Consider the following 20,300-nt stretch of genomic DNA (forward strand, 5'->3'; position numbering starts at 1 on the left):
CCGCACGGAGCCCCCAGCAGCGTCAGGGCGGCATGCAAGTTAGTGACAAAGGTCTCACAAGCGGCACGCTTGTTGCAGGAGTCAGTTATGCTGCGCCCCGCCCCATGAGTCTGTTTTTATTCAAGCGCCTCGCCACGCTGATCGGCACGCTGATCGGCGCCTCTGTCATCGTTTTCCTTGTCCTGGAGATCCTGCCCGGCAATGCCGCGCAGATGCTCATGGGCCCTGATGCCTCGCCCGAAGCCGTGGCCGCGCTCGCCACCAAGCTCGGCCTCGACCAACCCGCCTGGACGCGTTACTGGCACTGGATCGGCGGCATGCTGACCGGCAACCTTGGCGACAGCTACGCCTACAGCTCGCCGGTGCTCGACCTGATCCTCGAGCGGCTCGCGCTCACTGTGCCGCTCGCGCTGCTGGCAATGGCCATCACCGTCGTGATCGCGCTGTTGGTGGGCGTGACTGCCGCCGCCCGCCACAACAAGCTCGGTGACGTCGGCCTGATGAGCATGGCCCAAGTGGGCATCGCCATTCCCAATTTCTGGTTCGCGATTCTTCTGATCCTCGTGTTCTCGGTGCAACTGCAGTGGTTCTCCGCAGGCGGCTTCGAGGGCTGGGGCGAAGGCTTCTTCGCGGGTCTCAAGTCGCTCCTGCTGCCTGCACTCTCGCTGGCCGTGGTGCAGGCCGCGATCCTCGCGCGCATCACGCGCTCTGCGGTGCTCGAAGTGATGCGCGAAGACTTCGTGCGCACCGCGCGCGCCAAAGGTGTGTCGCAGCGCATGGTGCTGTGGACCCACGTGCTGCGCAACGCGATGATCCCCGTCATCACGGTCATGGGCATGCAGTTCTCCGAGCTGCTGGCCGGCACCATCGTGGTGGAAAACGTGTTCTACCTGCCGGGCCTGGGCCGCTTGATCTTCCAGGCCATCAGCAACCGCGACCTGATCGTGGTGCGCAACTGCGTGATGCTGCTTGCAGCGCTCGTGGTTATCGTGAACTTCGTGGTCGATGTGCTCTACGCAGTGATCGATCCGCGCATCAAGGCGAGCGACATATGAGCAGCGCGACAGTCCCGAGCGCCGCCGCGCTCAAGGTGCCGGGCTTCTGGCGCCGCGCATTGCAGCACCGCAGCTTCGTCATCGGCGGCGTGCTGACGCTGCTCCTGCTGCTTGCAGCAGCCGTCTCGCTGGTCTGGACGCCGTGGTCGCCCTACGACATGGACATGGCCAACAAGCTGAAGCCGCCAACCGGCTCGCACTGGCTGGGCACCGACACCTACGGGCGCGACGTCGCCTCGCTGCTGCTCGTGGGCGCACGCGCATCGATTCTTGTCGGAGTGATCGCGGTCGGCATCGGCCTCGTCGTCGGTACCGCGCTGGGCCTGCTGGCCGCCGCCAAACGCGGCTGGATCGAAGAAGCCATCATGCGGTTGACCGACTTCACGCTCGCCTTCCCCGCGATCCTGTCGGCCATCATGATGACTGCCGTGTTCGGCGCTGGCATCGTGAATGCCATCGTTGCGATCGGCATCTACAACATCCCGACCTTCGCGCGCATCACGCGCGCTTCAGCCAATGCGATCTGGTCGCGCGAGTACGTGGCCGCCGCGCGCGCCTGCGGCAAGGGCCCGTTCTCGATCACGATGCAGCACGTGCTGCCGAACATCTCGGCGGTGCTGATCGTGCAGATCACGATCCGCTTCGCCATTGCGATCCTGGCCGAAGCTGCCCTGTCCTACCTGGGTCTGGGCACGCAGCCACCGCAGCCTTCGTGGGGCCGCATGCTCAGCGAAGCACAGACCATGATGTTCCAGGCGCCCCTGCTCGCCGTGTTCCCGGGCATGGCCATCGCGATGGCCGTGCTGGGCCTGAACCTGCTGGGCGACGGCTTGCGCGATTTACTCGATCCTCGCCTCGCCCGCGCCCGCTAAGCGCCATGCCCCTCCTCGAAGTCAACAACCTCCATATCGGCCTGCAGACGCAGCGAGGCCCGGCGCAGGCCGTGCGCGGCGTTTCGTTCTCGCTGGAGCGTGGCGAAACGCTGGGCATCGTCGGCGAATCGGGCTGTGGCAAGTCGATCACCGTGATGTCGCTGATGGGCCTGCTGCCATCGACCGCGGATGTCACGGGCAGCATCAGGTTCGACGACACCGAGCTTGTCGGCCGCGATGAAAAATCCATGTGCCAGATTCGCGGCAACCGCATTGGCATGATCTTCCAGGAGCCGATGACGGCGCTGAACCCGGTGCACACCATCGCACGCCAGGTCGGCGAGCCGCTGCGGCTGCACCGCGGCCTGTCGAAAGCAGAAGCACGCAAGGAAGTTCTCGCGCTGCTAGACCGCGTGGGCATCCCCGATGCGGCTTCGCGCCTGGATGCCTATCCGCACCAGTTCTCGGGCGGCCAGCGCCAGCGCATCGGCATCGCGATGGCCCTGGCCTGCGGCCCCGACCTGCTGATCGCCGACGAGCCGACAACCGCGCTCGACGTGACCATCCAGAAGCAGATCCTCGAACTCATCCAGAGCCTCGTGGCCGAGCGCGGCATGGCACTGATCCTGATTTCGCACGATCTCGGCGTGATCGCGCAGACCGTCTCGAAGATGCTCGTGATGTACGGCGGCAGCGTGGTCGAGAGCGGGCCGACCGAGGTGGTGTTCGCGCGCCGCGCGCATCCCTACACCCAGGGCCTGTTCGCCGCACGCCCCGCCATCGGCGCACCGCGTGGCGTGCGCCTTGCCACCATCAGAGGCAGCGTGCCCGAGCTGGTCGACCTGCCACCGGGCTGCCCCTTCGCGGGCCGCTGCAGCTACACCATCGACGCCTGCCAGACCACACGGCCGCCGGCCACGATGCTGCCGCAGGACCATGCGGTGCGCTGCATCCGTCTTGAAGAAATCGCGGCCGAAGGCCTCACCGTCGCACCATGAGCGAGCCCATTTCTTCCGTGCCCTTGCTGGCTGTCACAGATCTCGTGCGGCACTATGCGATGCCGCGCGAGAAACTCTTCGGCCCACCGCCGACCGTGAAGGCACTCAACGGCGTGAGCTTCAAGGTCGAGGCCGGCAAGAGCCTGGGCATCGTCGGCGAATCGGGTTCCGGCAAGTCGACCATCGCGCGCCTCGTGATGGCGCTCGACACGCCGACCTCGGGCACCGTCTCCCTCGAAGGCCGCAACCTGCACACGCTGCCCAAGGCCGAGCTGCGCACTGCGCGGCGCGACTTCCAGATGGTCTTTCAAGACCCGTACGGTTCGCTCGATCCGCGGCAGACCGTCGCGCGCATCGTGGCCGAGCCACTCGAAGCGCTGGCCGAAACCAGCCGCGCCGTGCAACGCGAACGCGCCGCCGAAGCACTCGCCGCCGTGGGCCTGCGCACCACCGACATGGACAAGTACCCGCACGAGTTCTCGGGTGGCCAACGCCAGCGCATCGCCATCGCACGTGCACTGATCACGCGGCCCAAACTCATCGTGGCTGACGAACCTGTGAGCGCGCTCGACGTGTCGGTGCAGGCCCAGGTGCTCAATCTCATGCAGGACCTGCAGCAGCAGTTCGGCATCAGCTACCTGCTCATCAGCCACGACCTCGCGGTGGTCAACCACCTGTGCGACGACGTGTGCGTGGTGTGGCAGGGCAAGATCGTCGAGCAGGGTCCGCCCGGCGAGCTGTTCCGCCACGCGCAGCATCCGTACACGCGCACGCTGCTCGATGCGGTGCCGCGCACGCCCATTGGTGGCACGCTGTTGCCGGTTTGAAAGCGAACCGGATTTTCGGGGCCACCTGTCGCGTGGAGTGATTCGGGCGCTGCTGTTCAGGGCGACGCTCACGCCGACACGGTGCTCTTTTTCGCGAATGTCCCCCGCTTCGCTCCTCCTTTATTTCGCGAAAAAGAGCCCCGTATCGACGCGAGCGTTGGACAGAGCGGTGGTTGAGCGCAGGATCGCCAGCAGCGTGTCCTGTGCGAATGACACCGGGTGCTCCCCGCAGCGAAATAAAGGAGGAGCGAAGCGGGGGACATTCGCGGAGGGGAGCTCCCGGTGTCATTCGCACTCGCCCCGAATGAACCGCATGAGCGAACAGCACCAAGGATGAGTACGTCATAAGCATCTGGTTGCACAAAAGGCCTCGCCTCGCGGATGATGCTTGCCCCCAGTTCAGAGAACACCGCTTCATGCTCAAACGACGCACCCTGCTCGCCACCAGCGCCGCCGCCCTGACACCGCTGGTGCTGCCCACCCTGGCGCTGGCACAAAGAAAAAAGGACGCGCTGATACTGGGCCTCACGCTGGAGCCCACCGGCCTCGACCCCACCGCCAAGGCCGGCGCCGAAATCTCCGAAGTGGTGCTCTACAACGTCTTCGAGACACTCACCAAGATCAACTCCGACGGCAGCGTCACGCCGCTGCTGGCCGAGAGCTGGGAAATCTCGCCCGACCTCAAGACCTACACCTTCAAGCTCAAACGCGGCGTGAAGTTCCAGAACGGCGAGCCGTTCAGCGCCAGCAACGTCAAGTTCTCGTTCGACCGCGCGGCCGCACCCGACAGCACCAACAAGGACAAGCGCACCTTCACCAACCTCGCGACGCAGGTGGTCGACGAGCACACGGTGGTGCTGATCAACAAGGAGATCGAGCCCGACCTGCTGTTCCTGCTCGGCCAGTCCTCGGCCATCCTGGTCGACCCCAAGACGGTCGAGACCAACGCCACCAAGCCGGTCGGCACCGGCCCCTACCGGCTCGACAGCTGGGCCAAGGGCTCGGGCATCGTGCTTGCCAAGTGGGACGGCTTTCGCAATGCCGAGGCCGTGCGGATTCGCAAGGCCAGCTTCCGCTTCATCTCGGAGCCGGCTGCGCAGACCACCGCGCTGCTGTCGGGCGACATCGACCTCTTCCCGCATGCCTCGGTCTCGCGGAGCCTTGCGCAGTTCGAGAACGACAAGCGCTTCCAGGTGGTGTTCAACGCCTCGCGCGGCAAAGCCATCCTCGCGATCAACAACAAGCGCAAGCCGCTCGACGACGTGCGCGTGCGCCGCGCCATCTCCGCGGCCATCGACCGCAAGGCCGTGATCGAAGCCGCCATGGACGGCCGTGGCGTGGCCATCGGCAGCCACTACGTGCCGGGCGCGCCAGGCTACATCGACACCACCGGCATCAACGCCTACAACGTCGAGAAAGCCAAGCAGTTGCTGGCCGAGGCCGGCGTGAAGACACCGCTTGAACTCGAGCTCGTGCTGCCGCCTCCGCCTTATGCACGGCAAGGCGGCGAACTCATCGCCGCGCAGCTGGCCAAGGTCGGCATCGTCGCGAAGATCCAGAACGTCGAATGGGCGCAATGGATGAGCGGCACCTACGGCAACAAGAACTACGATCTCTCGCTGATCCTGCACGTTGAGCCCTTCGACCTCGTGAACTACACCAAGCCCGAGTACTACTGGGGCTACCAGTCGGCGAAGTTCAACGACGCGTTCAACAAGGCACGCAACAGCGCGCGCAGCGCAGACCGCCTGCGCTACCTCGGCGATGCGCAGCGCATCCTGGCCGAGGACGCGGCCAACGTCTTCCTGTTCCAGCCGCAGTTCATCACGGTGGCGGCACGCAACCTGCGCGGCCTCTGGAAAGACACGCCGATCTTCGTGAACGACATCGCCGCGCTGTCCTGGGTCTGACGGGGTCCGGCAGGGCTCAACCCGGGTCGCACCTACGGGAACGTCCCGAGGAAAAACCGCCTTCGCGAGCACACGCCGACATGCCTGCTGCGAGAGAATGACCCGTTGCGCACGTGGCATCTTTCGTGCTGCGTGTCTGTTCTTTCGCGGCGTCGCGCCTCCCTTCGGGGCATGGCGCACGCCGAAGCAGTCATTCGACCCTGGCTTGTTTTTCCGGAGATCACACGTATGTTGAACCGCCGCACCCTCCTCACCACCGCTGGCGCCACCGTTGCGCTGGCCACCCCGCTCGCCGGCATGGCGCAGGGCAGGAAGGACGCCATCGTGATCGGCATGGCGCTCGAACCGCCGGGGCTCGATCCGACCACCGGCGCAGCGGCCGCGATTGCCGAAGTCGTGCAATACAACATCCTGGAGACGCTCACCAAGATCAACGCCGACGGCAGCGTCACCCCGCTGCTGGCCGAGAGCTGGGAAATCTCGCCCGACCTCAAGACCTACACCTTCAAGCTCAAGCGCGGCGTGAAGTACCAGAACGGCGAGCCGTTCAACGCTGCGGCCGTCAAGTTCTCGTTCGACCGCGCCGGCGGCGAAAAGAGCACCAACAAGGACAAGCGCACCTTCGCAAACCTCGCCACCCAGGTGATCGACGACTACACGGTCGTCGTCATCAACAAGGAGATCGACCCCGACCTGCCCTTCGTGCTGGGCCAGGCCACGGCCGTGATCGTCGAACCCAAGAGCGCCGAGACCAACGCCAACAAGCCGATCGGCACCGGCCCTTACAAGCTGGACAGCTGGGCCAAGGGCTCGTCGCTCACGCTGAGCAAGTGGGACGGCTTCCGCAGCCCCACCACCGCCAAGATCAACAAGGTCACCTTCCGCTTCATCTCCGACACGGCCGCGCAGGCCGCCGCGCTGATGGCGGGCGACGTCGATGTGTTCACGCGCATCGGCACGCGCGTGGTGCCGCAGTTCAAGATGAACCCGCAGTTCCAGGTCATCCTGGCCGGCTCGCGCGCCAAGACCATCCTGTCGATCAACAACCGCAAGAAGCCGCTGGACGATGTGCGCGTACGCCGCGCCATCCTCGCAGCCATCGACCGCAAGGCCGTGATCGAAGGCGCGGCCGACGGCTTCGGCGTGCCCATCGGCAGCCACTACGTGCCGGGTGCGGCGGGCTATGTCGACACCACCGGCATCAATCCGTTCGACATCGAGAAGGCCAAGAAGCTGCTCGCCGAAGCCGGCGTGAAGACGCCGCTCGAACTCACGATGACGCTGCCACCACCGCCTTACGCGCGCCAGGGCGGCGAGGTGATCGTGGCCGAGCTTGCCAAGATCGGCATCGTCGTGAAGGTGCAGAACGTCGAGTGGGCGCAATGGCTCAGCGGCACCTACGGCAACAAGGACTATGACCTGTCGATCATTTCGCACGTCGAGCCCTTCGACCTCGGCAACTACGCCAAGTCGGACTACTACTGGGGCTACCAGTCGAAGCCCTTCAACACGCTGTTCGACAAGATCAAGTCCACCGGCAACGCCGCCGAACGCAACAAGCTGCTGGGCGACGCGCAGAAGATGCTGGCCACCGATGCGGCCAACGGCTTCCTGTACCAGCCGCAGTTCCCGACCATCGCAAAGAAGAACGTCAAGGGCCTCTGGAAAGAGAACCCGATCTTCGTGAACGACCTGTCGGCACTGTCCTGGGGATGAGCGACACAGTGTCCGATGCACCTTTGCTGAGTGACCTGTCCGCGCAGGAACTCGCCACCGCCTACCGCGACAAGAAACTCTCGCCGGTCGAGGTCACGCAGGCCGTGATCGCGCAGATCGAACGCTGGGAGCCGCACCTACAGGCCACCTGGCTCTTTCGGCCCGAGGCGGCGCTCGCACAGGCACGCGCGTCTGAGGCGCGCTGGCAGCGAGGCGATGCACTCGGCCCGCTCGACGGCGTGCCGACCACCATCAAGGAAAACATCGCCACGCGCGGCGACCCGCTGCCTGCCGGCACGGCCGCCGTCGACCTGAAGCCGGCGGCAGCCGACGCACCGCCGGCCGCGCGCCTGAAGGAAGCCGGCGCGGTGATCGTGAGCAAGACCACCATGCCCGACTACGGCATGTTGTCCTCGGGCCTGTCGAGCTTTCACACGCTGGCGCGCAATCCGTGGGACCTGAGCCGAACGCCGGGCGGCTCCAGCGCGGGCGCCGGTGCGGCGGCCGCGGCAGGCTACGGCCCGCTGCACCTGGGCACCGACATCGGTGGCTCGCTGAGGTTGCCCGCCAGTTGGTGCGGCATCTTCACGCTCAAGCCGAGCCTGGGGCGCATTCCGATCGACCCGCCCTACATGGGCCGCGCGGCGGGGCCGATGACGCGCAGCGTGGGCGATGCCGCGCTGATGATGCAGGCGCTGGCCAGGCCCGATGCGCGGGACAGCATGAGCCTGCCTGCAGAAGCCATCGACTGGGCCGGCTTCGATGTGTCGCCCGACCATCTGCGCGGCCTGCGCATCGGATTGCTGCTCGATGCGGGTTGCGGCCTTGCGGTCGAGCCCGAGATACAGACGGCGGTCGAACATGCGGCTCGCCTGTTTGAAAAGGCCGGCGCCATCGTCGAGACCATGCAGCCCTTCATGTCGCAAGCCATGCTCGACGGCATGGACCACCTGTGGCGCATGCGCTCGCTGGTGGACTTGAAGGCCCTGCGCCCCGACCAGCGCGCCAAGGTACTGCCCTACATCCGCGAGTGGGCGGAGAGCGCGGCCGAGTTCAGCGGCGAGCATGTGTTCCGCGGCTTCAGCCAGTTCCATGCGACGCGCGTGGCGACGGTGCAGGCATGCTCGCGCTTCGACTACGTGATCTCGCCGGTGTCGCCGAACATGCCTGCTGCAGCAGAGGCACCTTCGCCGACCAACGATCCGCTGCGGCCGCTGGAGCACATCGGGTTCACCGTGCCGTTCAACATGTCCGAGCAACCAGCTGCTTCGGTCAATTGCGGGTACTCGGCGGGCGGACTGCCCATCGGCCTGCAGATCGCGGGACAGCGCTTTGATGACCTGGGCGTGTTGCGCGTGTCGCGTGCGTTCGAGCAGATCCGTGAATTGCAAAGGCCCTGGCCGGTGGTGCCTGGACGCTGAGGGGCATTCAGGGCGTCGCTCACGCCGACACGGTGCTCAGAGCAGTCGTTGATCGGCGATCACCAGCAGCGTGTCCCTGTGCGAATGACACCGGGTGCTCCCCGCAGCGAAATAAAGGAGGAGCGAAGCGGGGGACATTCGCACAGGGGAGCTCCCGGTGTCATTCGCACGCACCCCGAACACAAGCCCCGCCCTTGCAAAAAGGCGCAGCAAGCCGCTCAGCAGCCGTCACACAAGGTGCGTCGCCAACAGTTCCCTGGCACGGGTCACGAATTCGGTCTCGCCCCGACGCCCAGGCAGAAATTGGAATGCCACCCGCGGCAAGGCCGGCAGGCCGTGCGGCGCGCTCAACCGATTCACCCCGTCGCACATCGCGGACTCGTTCAGGCAAGCAACCCCCAATCCCGCAGCCAGCGCCGACTGCAACCCAGCCACCCCCGACGCCACGTGCGCCAGCGCATACGGCACTCGCCGCCGCCGCAACAGCGCCACGGTGAACTGGTGCAACGAGCAGGTGTCGGGCAAGGCCAGCAGGCGCACCGGCTCGCCGCGCACCAGGCGCATGCCGGTCGCGCCGAGCCACACCAGCGATTCCCGACGGATCACCGGACTCTTCGCGCCCTGTGCCGACGCGGCAGTCACGCCCGCGATGTTCATCCCCAATCCCACATCGAAATCCCCTCGCCCATACGCCGCCCGCAGTTCATCGCTTTTCAGGATGCTGACATTCAGCCGTACCTGCGGATAGCTTCCTCCCAGACGCCCCAATAACCGAGTGAGATCGCCGGGCCGGAAATAGTCGGTCACCGCAAGCCGCAGCTCGCCCTGCAGCGTCTCGCCATGCAGGTCGCGGAATGCTTCGTCGCTGAGGGCCAGGATGCGCCGCGCGTAGGCCAGCAGCCGCGTGCCCGCCTCGGTGGGCGCCACGCCCGCCTTGCTGCGCGTGAGCAGCGACTGCCCCGACCGCTCCTCGAGCTTGCGTATCTGCTCGCTGACCGACGACTGCGACAGAAACACGCGTGGCGCAGCCGCCGTGAGGCTGCCCGCGTCGATGACCGCGGCAAGGGTGCGGAGCTGTTCGAGATCAAAGCCTTGCATGACCTATCCATCCGTTTATCCGATGAATCCCATCATATCTTCCCGCTTTTACGATGATGAAGGAATTCCCACAATCACCCCATCGTTCATTCATTCCTCATCGCCACCACAGGAGCCCACCATGCCCCACATCGTCATCCACCTCTCCGGCGAACCCGACGCCGCCCTCACACGCAAGGCCGTCGACACGGTCGCGGAACTCACGCAGAGCGTGCTCGGCAAGCAGTTGCCGGTGATCGCCACCACGGTGCAGTACATCGCTGCTGACGCCTGGTTCATCGGCGGCCAGTCGCTGGCTTCGCTCGGCAAGTCGGCCTTTCACCTGGACATCAGCATCACCGATGAAACCAACACCAAGGCCGAGAAGGCGCGCTACCTGCGCGAAGTGCATGCGGCCATGGCGAAGCTGCGGCCGAACCTGCACGAGGTGTCGTACATCCACGTGATCGACGCTCGCGGCGCCGCCTACGGCTACGGCGGCAGGACGCAGGAGTTCCGCCACCAGCAAGCCGGGGTTTGAAGCATCGCCGGGGGCATGGCACCATGCGCCATGCCTTCCGGAAACCCCACGAACACCGCCCCGCTTTCCACCGACAGCCTCGGCAATCCGCTCACCCTCGACGACATTGCCAGCCTGCCACTGGTCGACGACTTCGTCATGGGCTTCATCTCGACCGAGGCGCGGGCCGTCAACCTGCTCGCACTGGCGCAGACCGATTCAAGCCCGATCGTGCAGGCCTACTGCGCCACGCTGCACCTGTTCGCCGAATCGCGCGAAGCCGTCGCCAACGCACGGCCGTTCCTTGTCAAAGCCAGAGCCGGCGCTTCACGCGCCAGACCGCGCGAGCAACGCTACATCGCGGCCATCGAGGCCTGGGCCGATGGCGACATCGTGCGCGCCATCGCGCTGCATGCCGAGCAGGCCAGCGAGCATCCGCGCGACCTGGTGTCGGTCAAGCTCGGCCAGTACCACTGCTTCAATACCGGCGACTGCCCGGGCATGCTGCGGCTCGCGCTGGCCGTGCTGCCTTCGGCGGCCGACGTGCCCTATGTGCACGGCATGGCAGCCTTCGGCTACGAGCAATGCCACCTGATGCGCGAGGCCGAAGCCAGCGCCCGCCATGCGATATCGATGTGCCGCAAGGAACCGTGGGCGCATCACGCATTGGCCCACGTGATGCTCACCGAAGGCCGGCTCGCTGAAGGGCTGGCATTCATGCAGAGCATGAGCGACACCTGGACCGGGCTCAACTCCTTCATGGTCACGCACAACTGGTGGCACGTGGCGCTGTTCCTGATCGACCTGGGCCGCGATGCACAAGCGCTCGCGGTGTACGACGAACACGCCTGGGGCGTGGTCAAGGACTATTCGCAGGACCAGATCGGCGCGGTGTCGCTGCTGGCGCGCCTGGAACTGGCGGGCATCGACGTGGGCGCGCGCTGGAACGACGTGGCGGGCTACCTGCTGCAGCGCCAGGCCGACCATGTGCTGCCCTTCCTCGACCTGCAATATCTCTACGGGCTCGCGCGCGCCGGGCGACCCGAGGCCGACACGCTGCTGCGCAACATCGAAGCCTTCGCGCCCGGAGCGCCGCCGTCGACGCGCGCAGCATGGCAGCGCGTCTGCGTGCCGGCCGCGCACGGGCTCGTGGCGCATGCGCGTGGCGATTTCGCCGGAACCATCGAGGGACTGGGGGTGGCCTTGCCACGCTTGATCGAGATCGGCGGCAGTCACGCGCAACGCGATCTGTTCGAACAGGTGTACCTCGATGCGCTGGTGCGCAGCGGCACCGAGTCAACGCTCGCTGCTGCGCAGGGCATCCTGCAGCAGCAGCTCAACGGCCAGCCCGAATCGCTGCGCCTGCGCCGGCAGGCGGGCGCGGTCTATGCGCGGCTGGGGCTCGGCCAGCTTCTTCCACTTCCCCAGGGCTGAGGAAGCACGCCGCTCAGTCCTTGCTTTTCAGGTGCCGCGTCTGGTCGTAGGTCGGCTGGGGCGGCAGGTCGGCCAGATGCCGGATGTCGGCCCAGTCGACGATCTCGATCGCCTCAGGCTTGGCCGCGTCGGCAATGCGGATGCGGTTGAAGCCGGCATTGGGAATGTCGCTCTGGCGCGGCCCGCTCAGGCTCAGCCCCTTCGCGGTGCGCCACACCATGTCGAGCACGCCGCCGTGCGTGACCACGATCAGGTGCTGCCCCGTGTGCGCGGCGGCGATGCCACCCAGCGCCGCAATGATGCGTGCATGGAACTCGCGCGCCGTCTCGCCCTCGGGCATGGCGTGGTCTTCGCGGAACTCCAGCCACTCTTCCCAGGCGCGCGGATGCAGGCTCTGGATTTCATCGGAGCGCATGCCTTCGACGACGCCGAAGAACTGCTCGCGCAGGGCGGCCGAGGTCACCACCGGCAGCGACAGTTGCAGCGCGGCGGGCGCAGCGGTCTGTTGCGCGCGCATCAGGTCGCTGCTGATCAGGTGCTGCGCGGTTTCGCCGGCGAGTCGCAAGCCGATGCGGCGTGCCTGCTCGTGGCCGATGTCGTTGAGCGGTACATCGGCATGCCCCTGGAAGCGCAGCTCGCGGTTCCAGGCGGTCTCGCCGTGGCGGATGAGGATGATGTCGGTGGTGGAGTCGGGTTTGGGCGTTGGCATTGCCGTCCATTTTCCACCCTGTGCGTGACGCTCAGGCCCCGGCGTTGACGCTTTGTTGCAAGGCCACCACCGCATCGACCGGCAGCAGGCCCACGCCCAGGCGCACCGGCGAGGGTGTGAGCAGCGCCAGCACCCAGGCAATGACGAAGCCGCCGACGATGGCGCAGACCACGACCACGGCCGTGTACGCGATGGCCTTGTCGCCCGGGCACTTCATGAGCACCGGCAGGCCGGTGTAGAGCAGGTAGATGCCGTAGAGCGCCACCAGCGCGCCGATGACCGCCAGCGAAGGCAGCAGGCTGAAGATGCCGCCGACGAACGCCGCTGTGCTGGCATAGGCCGACAGCTTGAGCGCGCCGATCTGGCTCTTGGTGCCCTCGAAGGTCGGTGCCATCGCGTCGATGATCAGTGCGAGCACGAACACCATCACCAGCGACAGCACGTAGCCCACGACCATGTTCGCGAGCCCCGCGACGATCGGCACGCGAAAGCTCACGCCGAAGGCGCCGATGCCGATCAGCGACAGGCCGATGAAGCTGGCCACCGCCGGGATCAGCGCAAGGATCATCACGTAGTTCTTGTAGAGCGATGCGGCATCGGCCGGCTCGGCATCGATCTCGGGCCATGTGGCCTTGGGCTTGAGCAGGATGGCCTGCACGCGTTCAACCAGGTTCATGTTCTTGTCCTCGACATGGATCGCAAAGGCACGCGCGATGCGTCGCGCGGCGCCGGAAAGTATGTCGACGGCGACCCGAGTTGACTGCTGGTCATGAAGCCTATGCCGTTACGCCGATGGCCACGATCGCGCAGAATCCCTCCCCATGCCAAATCTTGTCCTGCTGCCCGGCCTCGCCTGCGACGAGCGCCTCTGGGAAGCCCAACTCCCCGCCCTCCCCTCCGTTTTCCAGGCCCGCGTGAGCGATGCCCAGACGCGCAACGACACCATCGAAGGCATGGCCGCTACCGTGCTGCGCGAGCACGACGGGCCACTGGTGCTGTGCGGCGCGTCGATGGGCGGCATGGTCGCAATGGAAGCGGCCCGCCAGGCGCCCGAACGCATCGCCGGCCTTGCACTGCTGGGCACCAGCGCGCGCCCCGAAACGCCCGACATGCGCGAGCTGCGCGAAGGCGCCATCGAACACTTCGAGCGCGGCGAGCTGCGCGACGTGATCGAGCCGAATGTGTACTTCGCCTTTCACCCCACGCAGGCGGCCGACCCGGTGCTGGTGCAGCGCTACCTCGACATCGTGCTCGGCGCCGGCGCCGTCCAGCTCATCAGCCAGAACCGCGCGGTGATGCGTCGGCCCGATGCGAGCCTGCACCTGTCGACTCTGCGTGCGCCGGTGCTGCTGATGTGCGGCGACGACGACCGCCTGGCACCGCCCGAATGCACGCGCGAGATGGCGGCGCTGCTGCCGCAGGCCGACGTCGTGTGGGTGCCGCAGTGCGGCCACATGCTGACGATGGAAAAGCCCGAGTTCGTCAACGCGGCGCTGAACGCCTGGCTGGCGAAGCAGTTCCCTTCTTCGGCCGCCTGATGCGGTTCAGTGCAGTTGGCCGCCGGTCTCGGCGATGTCCTGCTTCACCTTGAGCGCAGTGGTCACCGCGATGCGCAGCGCCTGGACCATGGTGTCGAGCGACATGCTCGGCGCACCCGGGAATCGCGCGGCCTGCTCGGGCAGGTACGGGATGTGGATGAAGCCGCCACGCAACCCCGTCACCGGGTGCGTGCCGATGCGGTGCATGAGGCCGTAGAAGATGTGGTTGCAGACGAAGGTGCCCGCGCTGTTCGACACGGAGGCCGGCACGCCGGCGGCACGCAGCTCGCGCACGATGGCCTTGATCGGCAACGTCGAGAAGTACGCGGCCGGCGCATCGGGCACCACGGGCACGTCGATCGGCTGACGGCCCGCGTTGTCGGCCACGCGCCCGTCGTCGATGTTGATGGCGATGCGCTCTATGGCGATCTCCGAACGGCCGCCGGCCTGACCGATGCACAGCACGAGACGTGGCTTCAGCTCGTCCATGGCGTGCACCAGCGTGTCGATGGCATCGCCGAACACGCAGGGCACCTGCCGCGCGTGCACGACAGCCCGGCCGACCTTCCAGCCATCGAGCGCGCGCACGGCCTCCCATGAAGGATTGACCGCCTCCTGCTCGAACGGATCGAAGCCGGTGAGCAGGACGCGCGTTGACGGGGAAGACGGCGATGACTTCGGCTGGGGCATGGACAAACCTTCGGCGTGATGCCCGAAGGTACCGCAACGAGGCCCTCGCCGGGAGTCCCTACTTCCTGGGTGCCAGGTCGAGCGGGCTGGCTGGCAGGTCGGTGCGAGCAGGCTGCGGCTTCTGCGCGATCTTGCAGGTCAGGTCCTCAAACGGGCCGGCCTGCTTGATCCAATCGGGGCTGAATGCGTGCGACGAGCACACCTCCTTGCCGCTTTCCTTATTCTTGAACAGGTAAAAACCTCCAATGGGCTGAGCCATTGCAGCGCCGCATAACGTGACGCCGAGGACGATAGCGAGAAATCTTGATTTCATGGTCATGGTCCTCATGGATTACGGTGCGGGCGACGTTGCCAGGGTGTTTGCCAACGCAACAATCAAGTTGCGAGTCTGCGCCACGATGGAATCGCGGTGGCCCTCAAAGGTTGTATCGGTGATCTTGCCATCGCTGCCGGCGCCGAAGACGGTCATGACCGGCGTGTGGATGTGTCCGGCCGGGATCTGAAGCCTGAAAACATCGCGCAACTGGGTATTGCGATAGGCGCTCTCGTTGGACAAGTAGCTTTGGCCACCGCCCCAGTACGCACAGTTTTTCTCCAGAGGACCCAGAGGGTTCTTGACACAGTCCCGCACCGAATAGGTGTCATGCTGCACGACGGCCCATCCTCCTGTCATGTTGGTGTCCTGGTTGATGACGCCCACACCGGTGTTGGCGTCCATCAACTTCTTAAAAGGCAGAGTGGATTGCGTGAACTGCGCTGGCAGCTCCTTGACCCATGGTTTGGGCGCATATCCCAGCCATCGTTCCGGCGGAAAGATGTCGCATTCGAGTGCAGCCGGGTAGGAACCGCCATCGGCGCATGCCGGGAATACGTTGTCGTTTCCGGGTATTCCATACATGTGATAGCGGCCGTTGAAATGCTCCAGGTCGAATTCGCCGCCCCCCTGGCTCACGCTGACGGAGGCATCAACACGCTTGGTACCGGGCTTGAACCAGGGACCCAGCGTGTCTTCCTGCATGCCTTGCATGAACGGTCCGTAGTTGACAGGCAGGATGAAAGTATGGATCACAGCCGTGGTGCCATCAGGCAAGGCCACGATGTTGCCGTCCAGCGAAAGGATGGCCGCTCCCGAGGGATTGCCGATGCGAACGCTGGGATCGCCGTTTACGCCCGGCGTACCGAGTGTGAATGGATCGAAGCCACTCACCAGGACGCGCTTGTACTTCGGCCCCTCCGGGAAGTCGATCGCGTACTGGCCGCGCGAAGCGCGCTCGAACTCGTTCTGCAGCGCCGCGCGCTGGTCGTCCGTCAACGGAAAGTCGGGCTTCCACTGGCGCAGCGCCAGCGTCATCGTGAGGCGCGCCCAATAGAGCATGCGGTCGTCGCTCTTGGGCAGCGTACCTTGCACGGCACGGCCCTGCACACGGTCCAGCGCCGCCTGCCAGAGCTTCTGGCCTTCGGTGTGAAGCAGCGTCACGGTGTCGTCGTAGGTCGAGGCACCTGCCAGGCTGTTGCTGCACAGCTTGCTGGCGAAGTCGGGGCCGAACTTGTCAAAGCCGCTGGCCTGCAGCAGTTGCTGGGAGAAGCTCAGTGCATCGCTGCTCGACAGCTTGTTGGGCAGGCGTTGCTCTTCGTAGGACGCGGCCACTGTCGTGTCCACCGCGCACTTGGCCTGGATCGCAGGCGGTGCTGGCGGAATGACGGCTGGCGGCGGCGCGGTTGGCGGTGTCGAGCCCCCAGCCGCTGCCGCGGCTGCAGCAGCATTCGCTGCCGCGATGGCCGCAAGCGCCGCCGCATTGTCCCCGTTGCCGCTCCCGCCTCCGCAACTTGCGAGTACCAGCGCGCAGACGCCGAGCGCGACAGCCGTTTTCAGCCGCCGTGCAGTGATCGTACGTTTCATCTTTTCCCTTCCCTGATGGGTGACATGAGCCGTTGGTGCATACCCCTGGCACGACTTCTGCAGGCGTTGAAAGGGCGGGTTGCACCTCTGTGTCTGTGTGACGGCTTTATGAAAACATGGCGCCTCAGGTGCTGTCGAACGAGTTTTTGTTGACATGTCGATAACAAAAATTCGCAAAGCGCCTGAACGCAGGGAGATATTCACAAGTGAACACACGATTCCTCGAGACGCTCGTCATGCTCGATCGGCTCAAGAGCTTTCGCGAGACCGCGCAGATGCTGTGCACCACCCAGGCCGCCGTGTCCAAGCGCATCGAAGCGCTGGAGGAAGAGCTGGGCGTGCAGCTTGTCGACCGCACGCAGCGTGCGCTCAAGCTCACGATCATCGGAGAACAGGTGGTGTGCCAGGCCGAGCAAATGCTCGCCCTCGAGAAGCAACTGAAGCTGTCCGTCCACCCCGACGCGCCCCCTTCGGGCCGGGTGCGCATCGGCGTCATCGAAACGGTGGTGCACACCTGGCTGACACCGCTGATCCACATGCTGAGCGAGCGGCTGCCGGCCATCGAGCCCGACATCACCGTCGACACGGCACACAACCTGCGCGAGCAGTTCAGGCATCGCAAGTTCGACATGCTGATCCAGAACGACGACATCGCGGACGTGGCCTGCAATGACGGCGCGACCGTCACGCCGCTGTGCCGCTTTCCGATGCTGTGGATCGCACGCCCGGCGGTGCTGCCCAAGGCGCGGACCTTGCGGCTGGAAGACCTGGAACGCGTGCCGGTGCTCACCTTCTCCCGCACCTCGGGGCCGCGCGCGCATGTCAGGGCGCTGTTCGCGGGGCGGGCGACGGAGCCGCGCGTGTGCAGCTTTCCGTCGGTGCAGTCGATCATCCAGCTCACGAAGGGCGGCTTCGGCGTGGCGGCGATCCCGCCGATCTTCGTGCGCGAAGAACTGGCCGAGGGCTACCTCGAAATTCGCGGAGGGCCCGCGCTGCCGCCGATGGTGATCACCGTGGCCCATGCGCGCGACACGGCGCCTGCCGTGCACGCGGTCACCAAGCTCACGCGGGCCATCGTGGCCGACTACTGCGCCGAGGCGGGTGAGGAATGGGTCAGCGCGCTGTCGCCCGCACCGCTGTCATGAAGCCCGCGAGCAACGAGCCGGCTCAGGCGCGGACTGCAATGCCCTCGGCCTGCAGCCGCTCGCGGATGCGGCGCGCAAAGGCCAGTGCATGGGCACCGTCGCCATGCAGGCACACGGTCTGTGCATTGACGGCCACGGTGCTGCCGTCGATGGCGGTCACGCGGTGGTCGCGCACGAGCGAGAGCGTCTGCGCAATCGACTGTTCTTCGCTCTCGATGAGCGCGCCAGGCTGGCTGCGCGGCACCAGGCTGCCGTCGGGCATGTAGCCGCGGTCGGCAAACACTTCCTCCACGGGCGTGAGGCCCGCGCGGCGCGCCGCGTCGATCATGTTGCTGCCGGCCAGGCCGAAGAACTTGAGCGAGGGATCGAAGCGGCGTACCGCCTCGCACAGCGCATCGGCGAGTTCGGGCTCCTTCACCGCCTGGTTGTAGAGCTGGCCATGCGCCTTGACGTGCGAGAGCGTGCCGCCCTCGGCCTTGACGATGGCAGCCAGCGCGCCGACCTGGTAGAGCACGTTGGCCACGATCTCGTCGGGTGGCAGGTGCATGGTGCTACGGCCGAAATTCTCGCGGTCCGGAAAGCTCGGATGCGCGCCGATGGCCACGCCGTGCTGGATGGCCCAGCGCACGCACTGCTGCATGGTCTTGGCGTCGCCCGCGTGCCAGCCGCAGGCGATGTTGGCGGAGCTGACGAGGCCGAGCAGCGCTTCGTCGCTGCCGGCGCCTTCGCCGAGGTCGGCATTGAGGTCGATGTGCATGGGAGGTTCCTTCTTCTTCGGCGGGGGACGGCATCGCGCCGGCCCTCTCGCCGTCTGCTTGCACAGTCTATGCCGCGCCCGGCCAGCCTGCAGCCGCGAGCCCCTGTGCCACCTGCCGCAGGTAGCGCTGCTGGTCGGCCCACGCGGTGAGCGATTGCGCCATGTCGACCTGCACCAATCGCAGCTTGCCGTTGAGCGGCGCCTGCGCCAGCTTCCAGAGGTCGGCGCGGATCACCACGCCGATGCGCGGATAGCCGCCGGTGGTCTGCGCGTCGCCCATCAGGATGATCGGCAGGCCCGAAGGCGGCACCTGGATCGTGCCGGGGATCACGCCCGACGAGAGCATGTCGCCGCCGCGCTTGCGCTTGAGTTCGGCGCCGGCAAGGCGGCTGCCCATGCGGTTGCTTTGCGGCGTGATGCGCCAGCGCTCGCCCCAGAGCAGATCGCGCGCGGCCAGCGTGAACTGCTCGAACTCGGGGCCGGGCAGCACGCGCAGGGCGATGGCCGCGTCGGCTTCTTCGGCGCCCCAATCGGGTCCGCGCAGGCCGAAAGGCCGGCGTGTGCGCTGTGCCTCACTGAGCCGCGACGCGCCGAGCGAAAGCCGGTCGCCCTTGCGCAGCGCGCGCCCCTCGTGGCCGCCGAAGCTGGCCTTCAGGTCGGTGCTGCGCGAGCCGAGGATCGGGGGCACGTCGATGCCGCCCGCCACCGCGAGCCAACTGCGCAGGCCGGCTTTCTTGCGGCCCGCCGCATTGGCGCCCGTGAGCCTGAGTGTCTGGCCGGCACGCACCGGCACGCTCCAGCAGGGCCAGAGCGGCACGCCGTCGAGCGTGGCGCTGAAGTCGTCGCCGGTCAGCGCGATGCGCGTGTCGGCCTCGAAGCGCAGCTCGCAGCCGCCCATGGTCAGTTCGAGGCCGGCCGCGCCGTCCACGTTGCCCACGAGCCGGTTGGCCAATGCGAGGGAGAGCACATCGAGCGCACCACCCGGGCAGATGCCGAGCTGGCGATGGCCGTGCCGCCCCAGGTCTTGCACCGACGCGAGCAGGCCGGGTTTCTGGATGACGATCATGTCTGCACGCTCTCGACGACAAAACGCACCCGGTCGCCGGGTCGCAGCAGGGTGGGCGATTCTGCCGTCGGGTCGAACAGCGACAGCGGCGTGCGGCCGATCAGTTGCCAGCCGCCCGGCGACACCAGCGGATAGATGCCGGTCTGCTCGCCGCCGATGCCGACCGAGCTGGCAGGCACGGCCATGCGCGGCTCGGCGCGGCGCGGCGTGGCGAGTTCGGGCGCCAGGCCGCCCATGAAGGCAAAGCCGGGCAGAAAGCCCAGCAGGTAGACCACGTACTCGCCCGCGCTGTGGCGCCGCACGACCTCGGCCGGCGTGAGGCCGGTGTGCGCCGCAACGTCGGCCAGGTCGGGCCCGTGCTCGCCGCCGTAGGCCACGGGAATCTCGATCTGCCGACCTTCCACGGCACCGATGTCGAGCCTCGGCCAGGCCTGGAGCACCTGCGCGGTGAGCGTGTCGAGATCGATCGCGGTCGGATCGAAGGTCAGCGTGAGGTTGTTCATGCCCGGCAGCACTTCGCCTACACCGGGCCAGCGTTGCGCCTGTGTGGCCAGGGCCCAGATCTTCTGCTGTTGCGCCAGCGTGGCGGGCGCGGGCAGCTCGCACAACAGCGCTGCATCGCCCAGAAGATGCAGTCGGGGCGGGGGCGAGCCGCTCATCGCGGC

At 66.5% G+C, this 20,300-nt stretch carries 20 protein-coding genes; 11 read left to right on the forward strand and 9 right to left on the reverse strand.

Annotated features, from left to right (window positions below):
- Positions 1-104 precede the first annotated feature (104 nt).
- From H7F35_RS06325 to H7F35_RS06355, 7 genes are all read left to right on the forward strand, one after another.
- Entirely contained in the window at positions 105-1,055 is a 951-nt protein-coding gene (locus H7F35_RS06325; protein ID WP_187112078.1) for an ABC transporter permease, read from the forward strand.
- Positions 1,052-1,927, forward strand: a complete 876-nt coding sequence (locus H7F35_RS06330; protein WP_187112079.1) for an ABC transporter permease — start codon at positions 1,052-1,054, stop codon at positions 1,925-1,927. The genes H7F35_RS06325 and H7F35_RS06330 overlap by 4 nt, the downstream gene beginning before the upstream one ends.
- Before the next feature lie 5 nt (positions 1,928-1,932).
- Entirely contained in the window at positions 1,933-2,925 is a 993-nt protein-coding gene (locus H7F35_RS06335) for an ABC transporter ATP-binding protein (protein WP_187112080.1), read from the forward strand.
- Positions 2,922-3,752, forward strand: coding sequence for an ATP-binding cassette domain-containing protein (locus H7F35_RS06340; RefSeq protein ID WP_187112081.1), 831 nt, complete (start codon positions 2,922-2,924; stop codon positions 3,750-3,752). The genes H7F35_RS06335 and H7F35_RS06340 overlap by 4 nt, the downstream gene beginning before the upstream one ends.
- 416 nt (positions 3,753-4,168) lie before the next feature.
- Entirely contained in the window at positions 4,169-5,662 is a 1,494-nt protein-coding gene (locus H7F35_RS06345) for an ABC transporter substrate-binding protein (RefSeq protein ID WP_187112082.1), read from the forward strand.
- A 228-nt stretch (positions 5,663-5,890) separates the two neighbouring features.
- Positions 5,891-7,378, forward strand: a complete 1,488-nt coding sequence (locus H7F35_RS06350; protein WP_187112083.1) for an ABC transporter substrate-binding protein — start codon at positions 5,891-5,893, stop codon at positions 7,376-7,378.
- Positions 7,375-8,799, forward strand: coding sequence for an amidase (locus tag H7F35_RS06355; RefSeq protein WP_187112084.1), 1,425 nt, complete (start codon positions 7,375-7,377; stop codon positions 8,797-8,799). The genes H7F35_RS06350 and H7F35_RS06355 overlap by 4 nt, the downstream gene beginning before the upstream one ends.
- 228 nt (positions 8,800-9,027) lie before the next feature.
- On the opposite strand, the gene H7F35_RS06360 is transcribed toward H7F35_RS06355, so the two are convergent.
- On the reverse strand, positions 9,028-9,897 hold the full coding sequence (locus tag H7F35_RS06360) for a LysR substrate-binding domain-containing protein (protein ID WP_187112085.1): 870 nt from the start codon (positions 9,895-9,897) through the stop codon (positions 9,028-9,030).
- 121 nt (positions 9,898-10,018) lie between these two features.
- On the opposite strand from H7F35_RS06360, the gene H7F35_RS06365 reads away from it, so the two are divergent.
- Both H7F35_RS06365 and H7F35_RS06370 read left to right on the forward strand, forming a co-directional pair.
- Entirely contained in the window at positions 10,019-10,417 is a 399-nt protein-coding gene (locus tag H7F35_RS06365; protein WP_187112086.1) for a tautomerase family protein, read from the forward strand.
- Between the two features lie 30 nt (positions 10,418-10,447).
- The gene (locus H7F35_RS06370) at positions 10,448-11,830 is read left to right on the forward strand and encodes a tetratricopeptide repeat protein (RefSeq protein WP_187112087.1); all 1,383 of its coding nucleotides are present in this window, start codon (positions 10,448-10,450) and stop codon (positions 11,828-11,830) included.
- 13 nt (positions 11,831-11,843) lie between these two features.
- On the opposite strand, the gene H7F35_RS06375 is transcribed toward H7F35_RS06370, so the two are convergent.
- Positions 11,844-12,539 (reverse strand): histidine phosphatase family protein, encoded by a 696-nt coding sequence (locus H7F35_RS06375; protein WP_187112088.1) that lies wholly within the window; start codon positions 12,537-12,539, stop codon positions 11,844-11,846.
- 31 nt (positions 12,540-12,570) lie between these two features.
- Positions 12,571-13,215 (reverse strand): Yip1 family protein, encoded by a 645-nt coding sequence (locus H7F35_RS06380; protein ID WP_187112089.1) that lies wholly within the window; start codon positions 13,213-13,215, stop codon positions 12,571-12,573.
- Positions 13,216-13,360: 145 nt separating this feature from the next.
- On the opposite strand from H7F35_RS06380, the gene H7F35_RS06385 reads away from it, so the two are divergent.
- The gene (locus H7F35_RS06385) at positions 13,361-14,077 is read left to right on the forward strand and encodes an alpha/beta fold hydrolase (protein ID WP_187112090.1); all 717 of its coding nucleotides are present in this window, start codon (positions 13,361-13,363) and stop codon (positions 14,075-14,077) included.
- A gap of 6 nt (positions 14,078-14,083) precedes the next feature.
- On the opposite strand, the gene pcp is transcribed toward H7F35_RS06385, so the two are convergent.
- Genes pcp through H7F35_RS06400 form a run of 3 tightly spaced genes read right to left on the reverse strand, consistent with a single transcriptional unit; the run spans position 14,084 to position 16,667 of the window.
- Positions 14,084-14,767 (reverse strand): pyroglutamyl-peptidase I, encoded by a 684-nt coding sequence (gene pcp / locus H7F35_RS06390; RefSeq protein WP_187112091.1) that lies wholly within the window; start codon positions 14,765-14,767, stop codon positions 14,084-14,086.
- A gap of 58 nt (positions 14,768-14,825) precedes the next feature.
- The gene (locus H7F35_RS06395; protein WP_261803543.1) at positions 14,826-15,080 is read right to left on the reverse strand and encodes a hypothetical protein; all 255 of its coding nucleotides are present in this window, start codon (positions 15,078-15,080) and stop codon (positions 14,826-14,828) included.
- Positions 15,081-15,098: 18 nt separating this feature from the next.
- Positions 15,099-16,667, reverse strand: a complete 1,569-nt coding sequence (locus tag H7F35_RS06400) for a hypothetical protein (protein WP_261803544.1) — start codon at positions 16,665-16,667, stop codon at positions 15,099-15,101.
- Between the two features lie 206 nt (positions 16,668-16,873).
- On the opposite strand from H7F35_RS06400, the gene H7F35_RS06405 reads away from it, so the two are divergent.
- A complete protein-coding gene (locus tag H7F35_RS06405; RefSeq protein ID WP_187112093.1) occupies positions 16,874-17,812 on the forward strand; it encodes a LysR family transcriptional regulator in 939 nt (312 codons plus the stop codon).
- 22 nt (positions 17,813-17,834) lie between these two features.
- Here H7F35_RS06405 and pxpA read toward each other — a convergent pair whose 3' ends face one another.
- From pxpA to pxpB, 3 genes are all read right to left on the reverse strand, one after another.
- Positions 17,835-18,569: a 5-oxoprolinase subunit PxpA gene (pxpA, locus tag H7F35_RS06410; protein WP_187112094.1), complete on the reverse strand. Its 735-nt coding sequence runs from the start codon at positions 18,567-18,569 to the stop codon at positions 17,835-17,837.
- Positions 18,570-18,636: 67 nt separating this feature from the next.
- A complete protein-coding gene (locus H7F35_RS06415) occupies positions 18,637-19,635 on the reverse strand; it encodes a biotin-dependent carboxyltransferase family protein (protein WP_187112095.1) in 999 nt (332 codons plus the stop codon).
- Positions 19,632-20,294: a 5-oxoprolinase subunit PxpB gene (gene pxpB / locus H7F35_RS06420; protein ID WP_187112096.1), complete on the reverse strand. Its 663-nt coding sequence runs from the start codon at positions 20,292-20,294 to the stop codon at positions 19,632-19,634. Before pxpB ends, H7F35_RS06415 begins: the two co-directional genes overlap by 4 nt.
- Positions 20,295-20,300 lie beyond the last annotated feature (6 nt).

Source organism: Variovorax sp. PAMC26660 (assembly GCF_014302995.1).
GTDB lineage: Bacteria > Pseudomonadota > Gammaproteobacteria > Burkholderiales > Burkholderiaceae_C > Variovorax.

Bases quoted from the DNA above. Each gene is read 5' to 3' on its own strand.
- H7F35_RS06350 (WP_187112083.1), top strand. From the start codon at position 5,891: ATGTTGAACCGCCGCACCCTCCTCACCACCGCTGGCGCCACCGTTGCG.
- H7F35_RS06330 (WP_187112079.1), top strand. From the start codon at position 1,052: ATGAGCAGCGCGACAGTCCCGAGCGCCGCCGCGCTCAAGGTGCCGGGC.
- H7F35_RS06360 (WP_187112085.1), bottom strand. From the start codon at position 9,897: ATGCAAGGCTTTGATCTCGAACAGCTCCGCACCCTTGCCGCGGTCATC.
- pcp (WP_187112091.1), bottom strand. From the start codon at position 14,767: ATGCCCCAGCCGAAGTCATCGCCGTCTTCCCCGTCAACGCGCGTCCTG.
- H7F35_RS06365 (WP_187112086.1), top strand. From the start codon at position 10,019: ATGCCCCACATCGTCATCCACCTCTCCGGCGAACCCGACGCCGCCCTC.
- H7F35_RS06340 (WP_187112081.1), top strand. From the start codon at position 2,922: ATGAGCGAGCCCATTTCTTCCGTGCCCTTGCTGGCTGTCACAGATCTC.
- H7F35_RS06380 (WP_187112089.1), bottom strand. From the start codon at position 13,215: ATGAACCTGGTTGAACGCGTGCAGGCCATCCTGCTCAAGCCCAAGGCC.
- H7F35_RS06375 (WP_187112088.1), bottom strand. From the start codon at position 12,539: ATGCCAACGCCCAAACCCGACTCCACCACCGACATCATCCTCATCCGC.
- H7F35_RS06335 (WP_187112080.1), top strand. From the start codon at position 1,933: ATGCCCCTCCTCGAAGTCAACAACCTCCATATCGGCCTGCAGACGCAG.
- H7F35_RS06385 (WP_187112090.1), top strand. From the start codon at position 13,361: ATGCCAAATCTTGTCCTGCTGCCCGGCCTCGCCTGCGACGAGCGCCTC.
- H7F35_RS06415 (WP_187112095.1), bottom strand. From the start codon at position 19,635: ATGATCGTCATCCAGAAACCCGGCCTGCTCGCGTCGGTGCAAGACCTG.
- H7F35_RS06355 (WP_187112084.1), top strand. From the start codon at position 7,375: ATGAGCGACACAGTGTCCGATGCACCTTTGCTGAGTGACCTGTCCGCG.
- H7F35_RS06400 (WP_261803544.1), bottom strand. From the start codon at position 16,667: ATGAAACGTACGATCACTGCACGGCGGCTGAAAACGGCTGTCGCGCTC.
- H7F35_RS06370 (WP_187112087.1), top strand. From the start codon at position 10,448: ATGCCTTCCGGAAACCCCACGAACACCGCCCCGCTTTCCACCGACAGC.
- H7F35_RS06325 (WP_187112078.1), top strand. From the start codon at position 105: ATGAGTCTGTTTTTATTCAAGCGCCTCGCCACGCTGATCGGCACGCTG.
- pxpA (WP_187112094.1), bottom strand. From the start codon at position 18,569: ATGCACATCGACCTCAATGCCGACCTCGGCGAAGGCGCCGGCAGCGAC.
- H7F35_RS06395 (WP_261803543.1), bottom strand. From the start codon at position 15,080: ATGAAATCAAGATTTCTCGCTATCGTCCTCGGCGTCACGTTATGCGGC.
- pxpB (WP_187112096.1), bottom strand. From the start codon at position 20,294: ATGAGCGGCTCGCCCCCGCCCCGACTGCATCTTCTGGGCGATGCAGCG.
- H7F35_RS06345 (WP_187112082.1), top strand. From the start codon at position 4,169: ATGCTCAAACGACGCACCCTGCTCGCCACCAGCGCCGCCGCCCTGACA.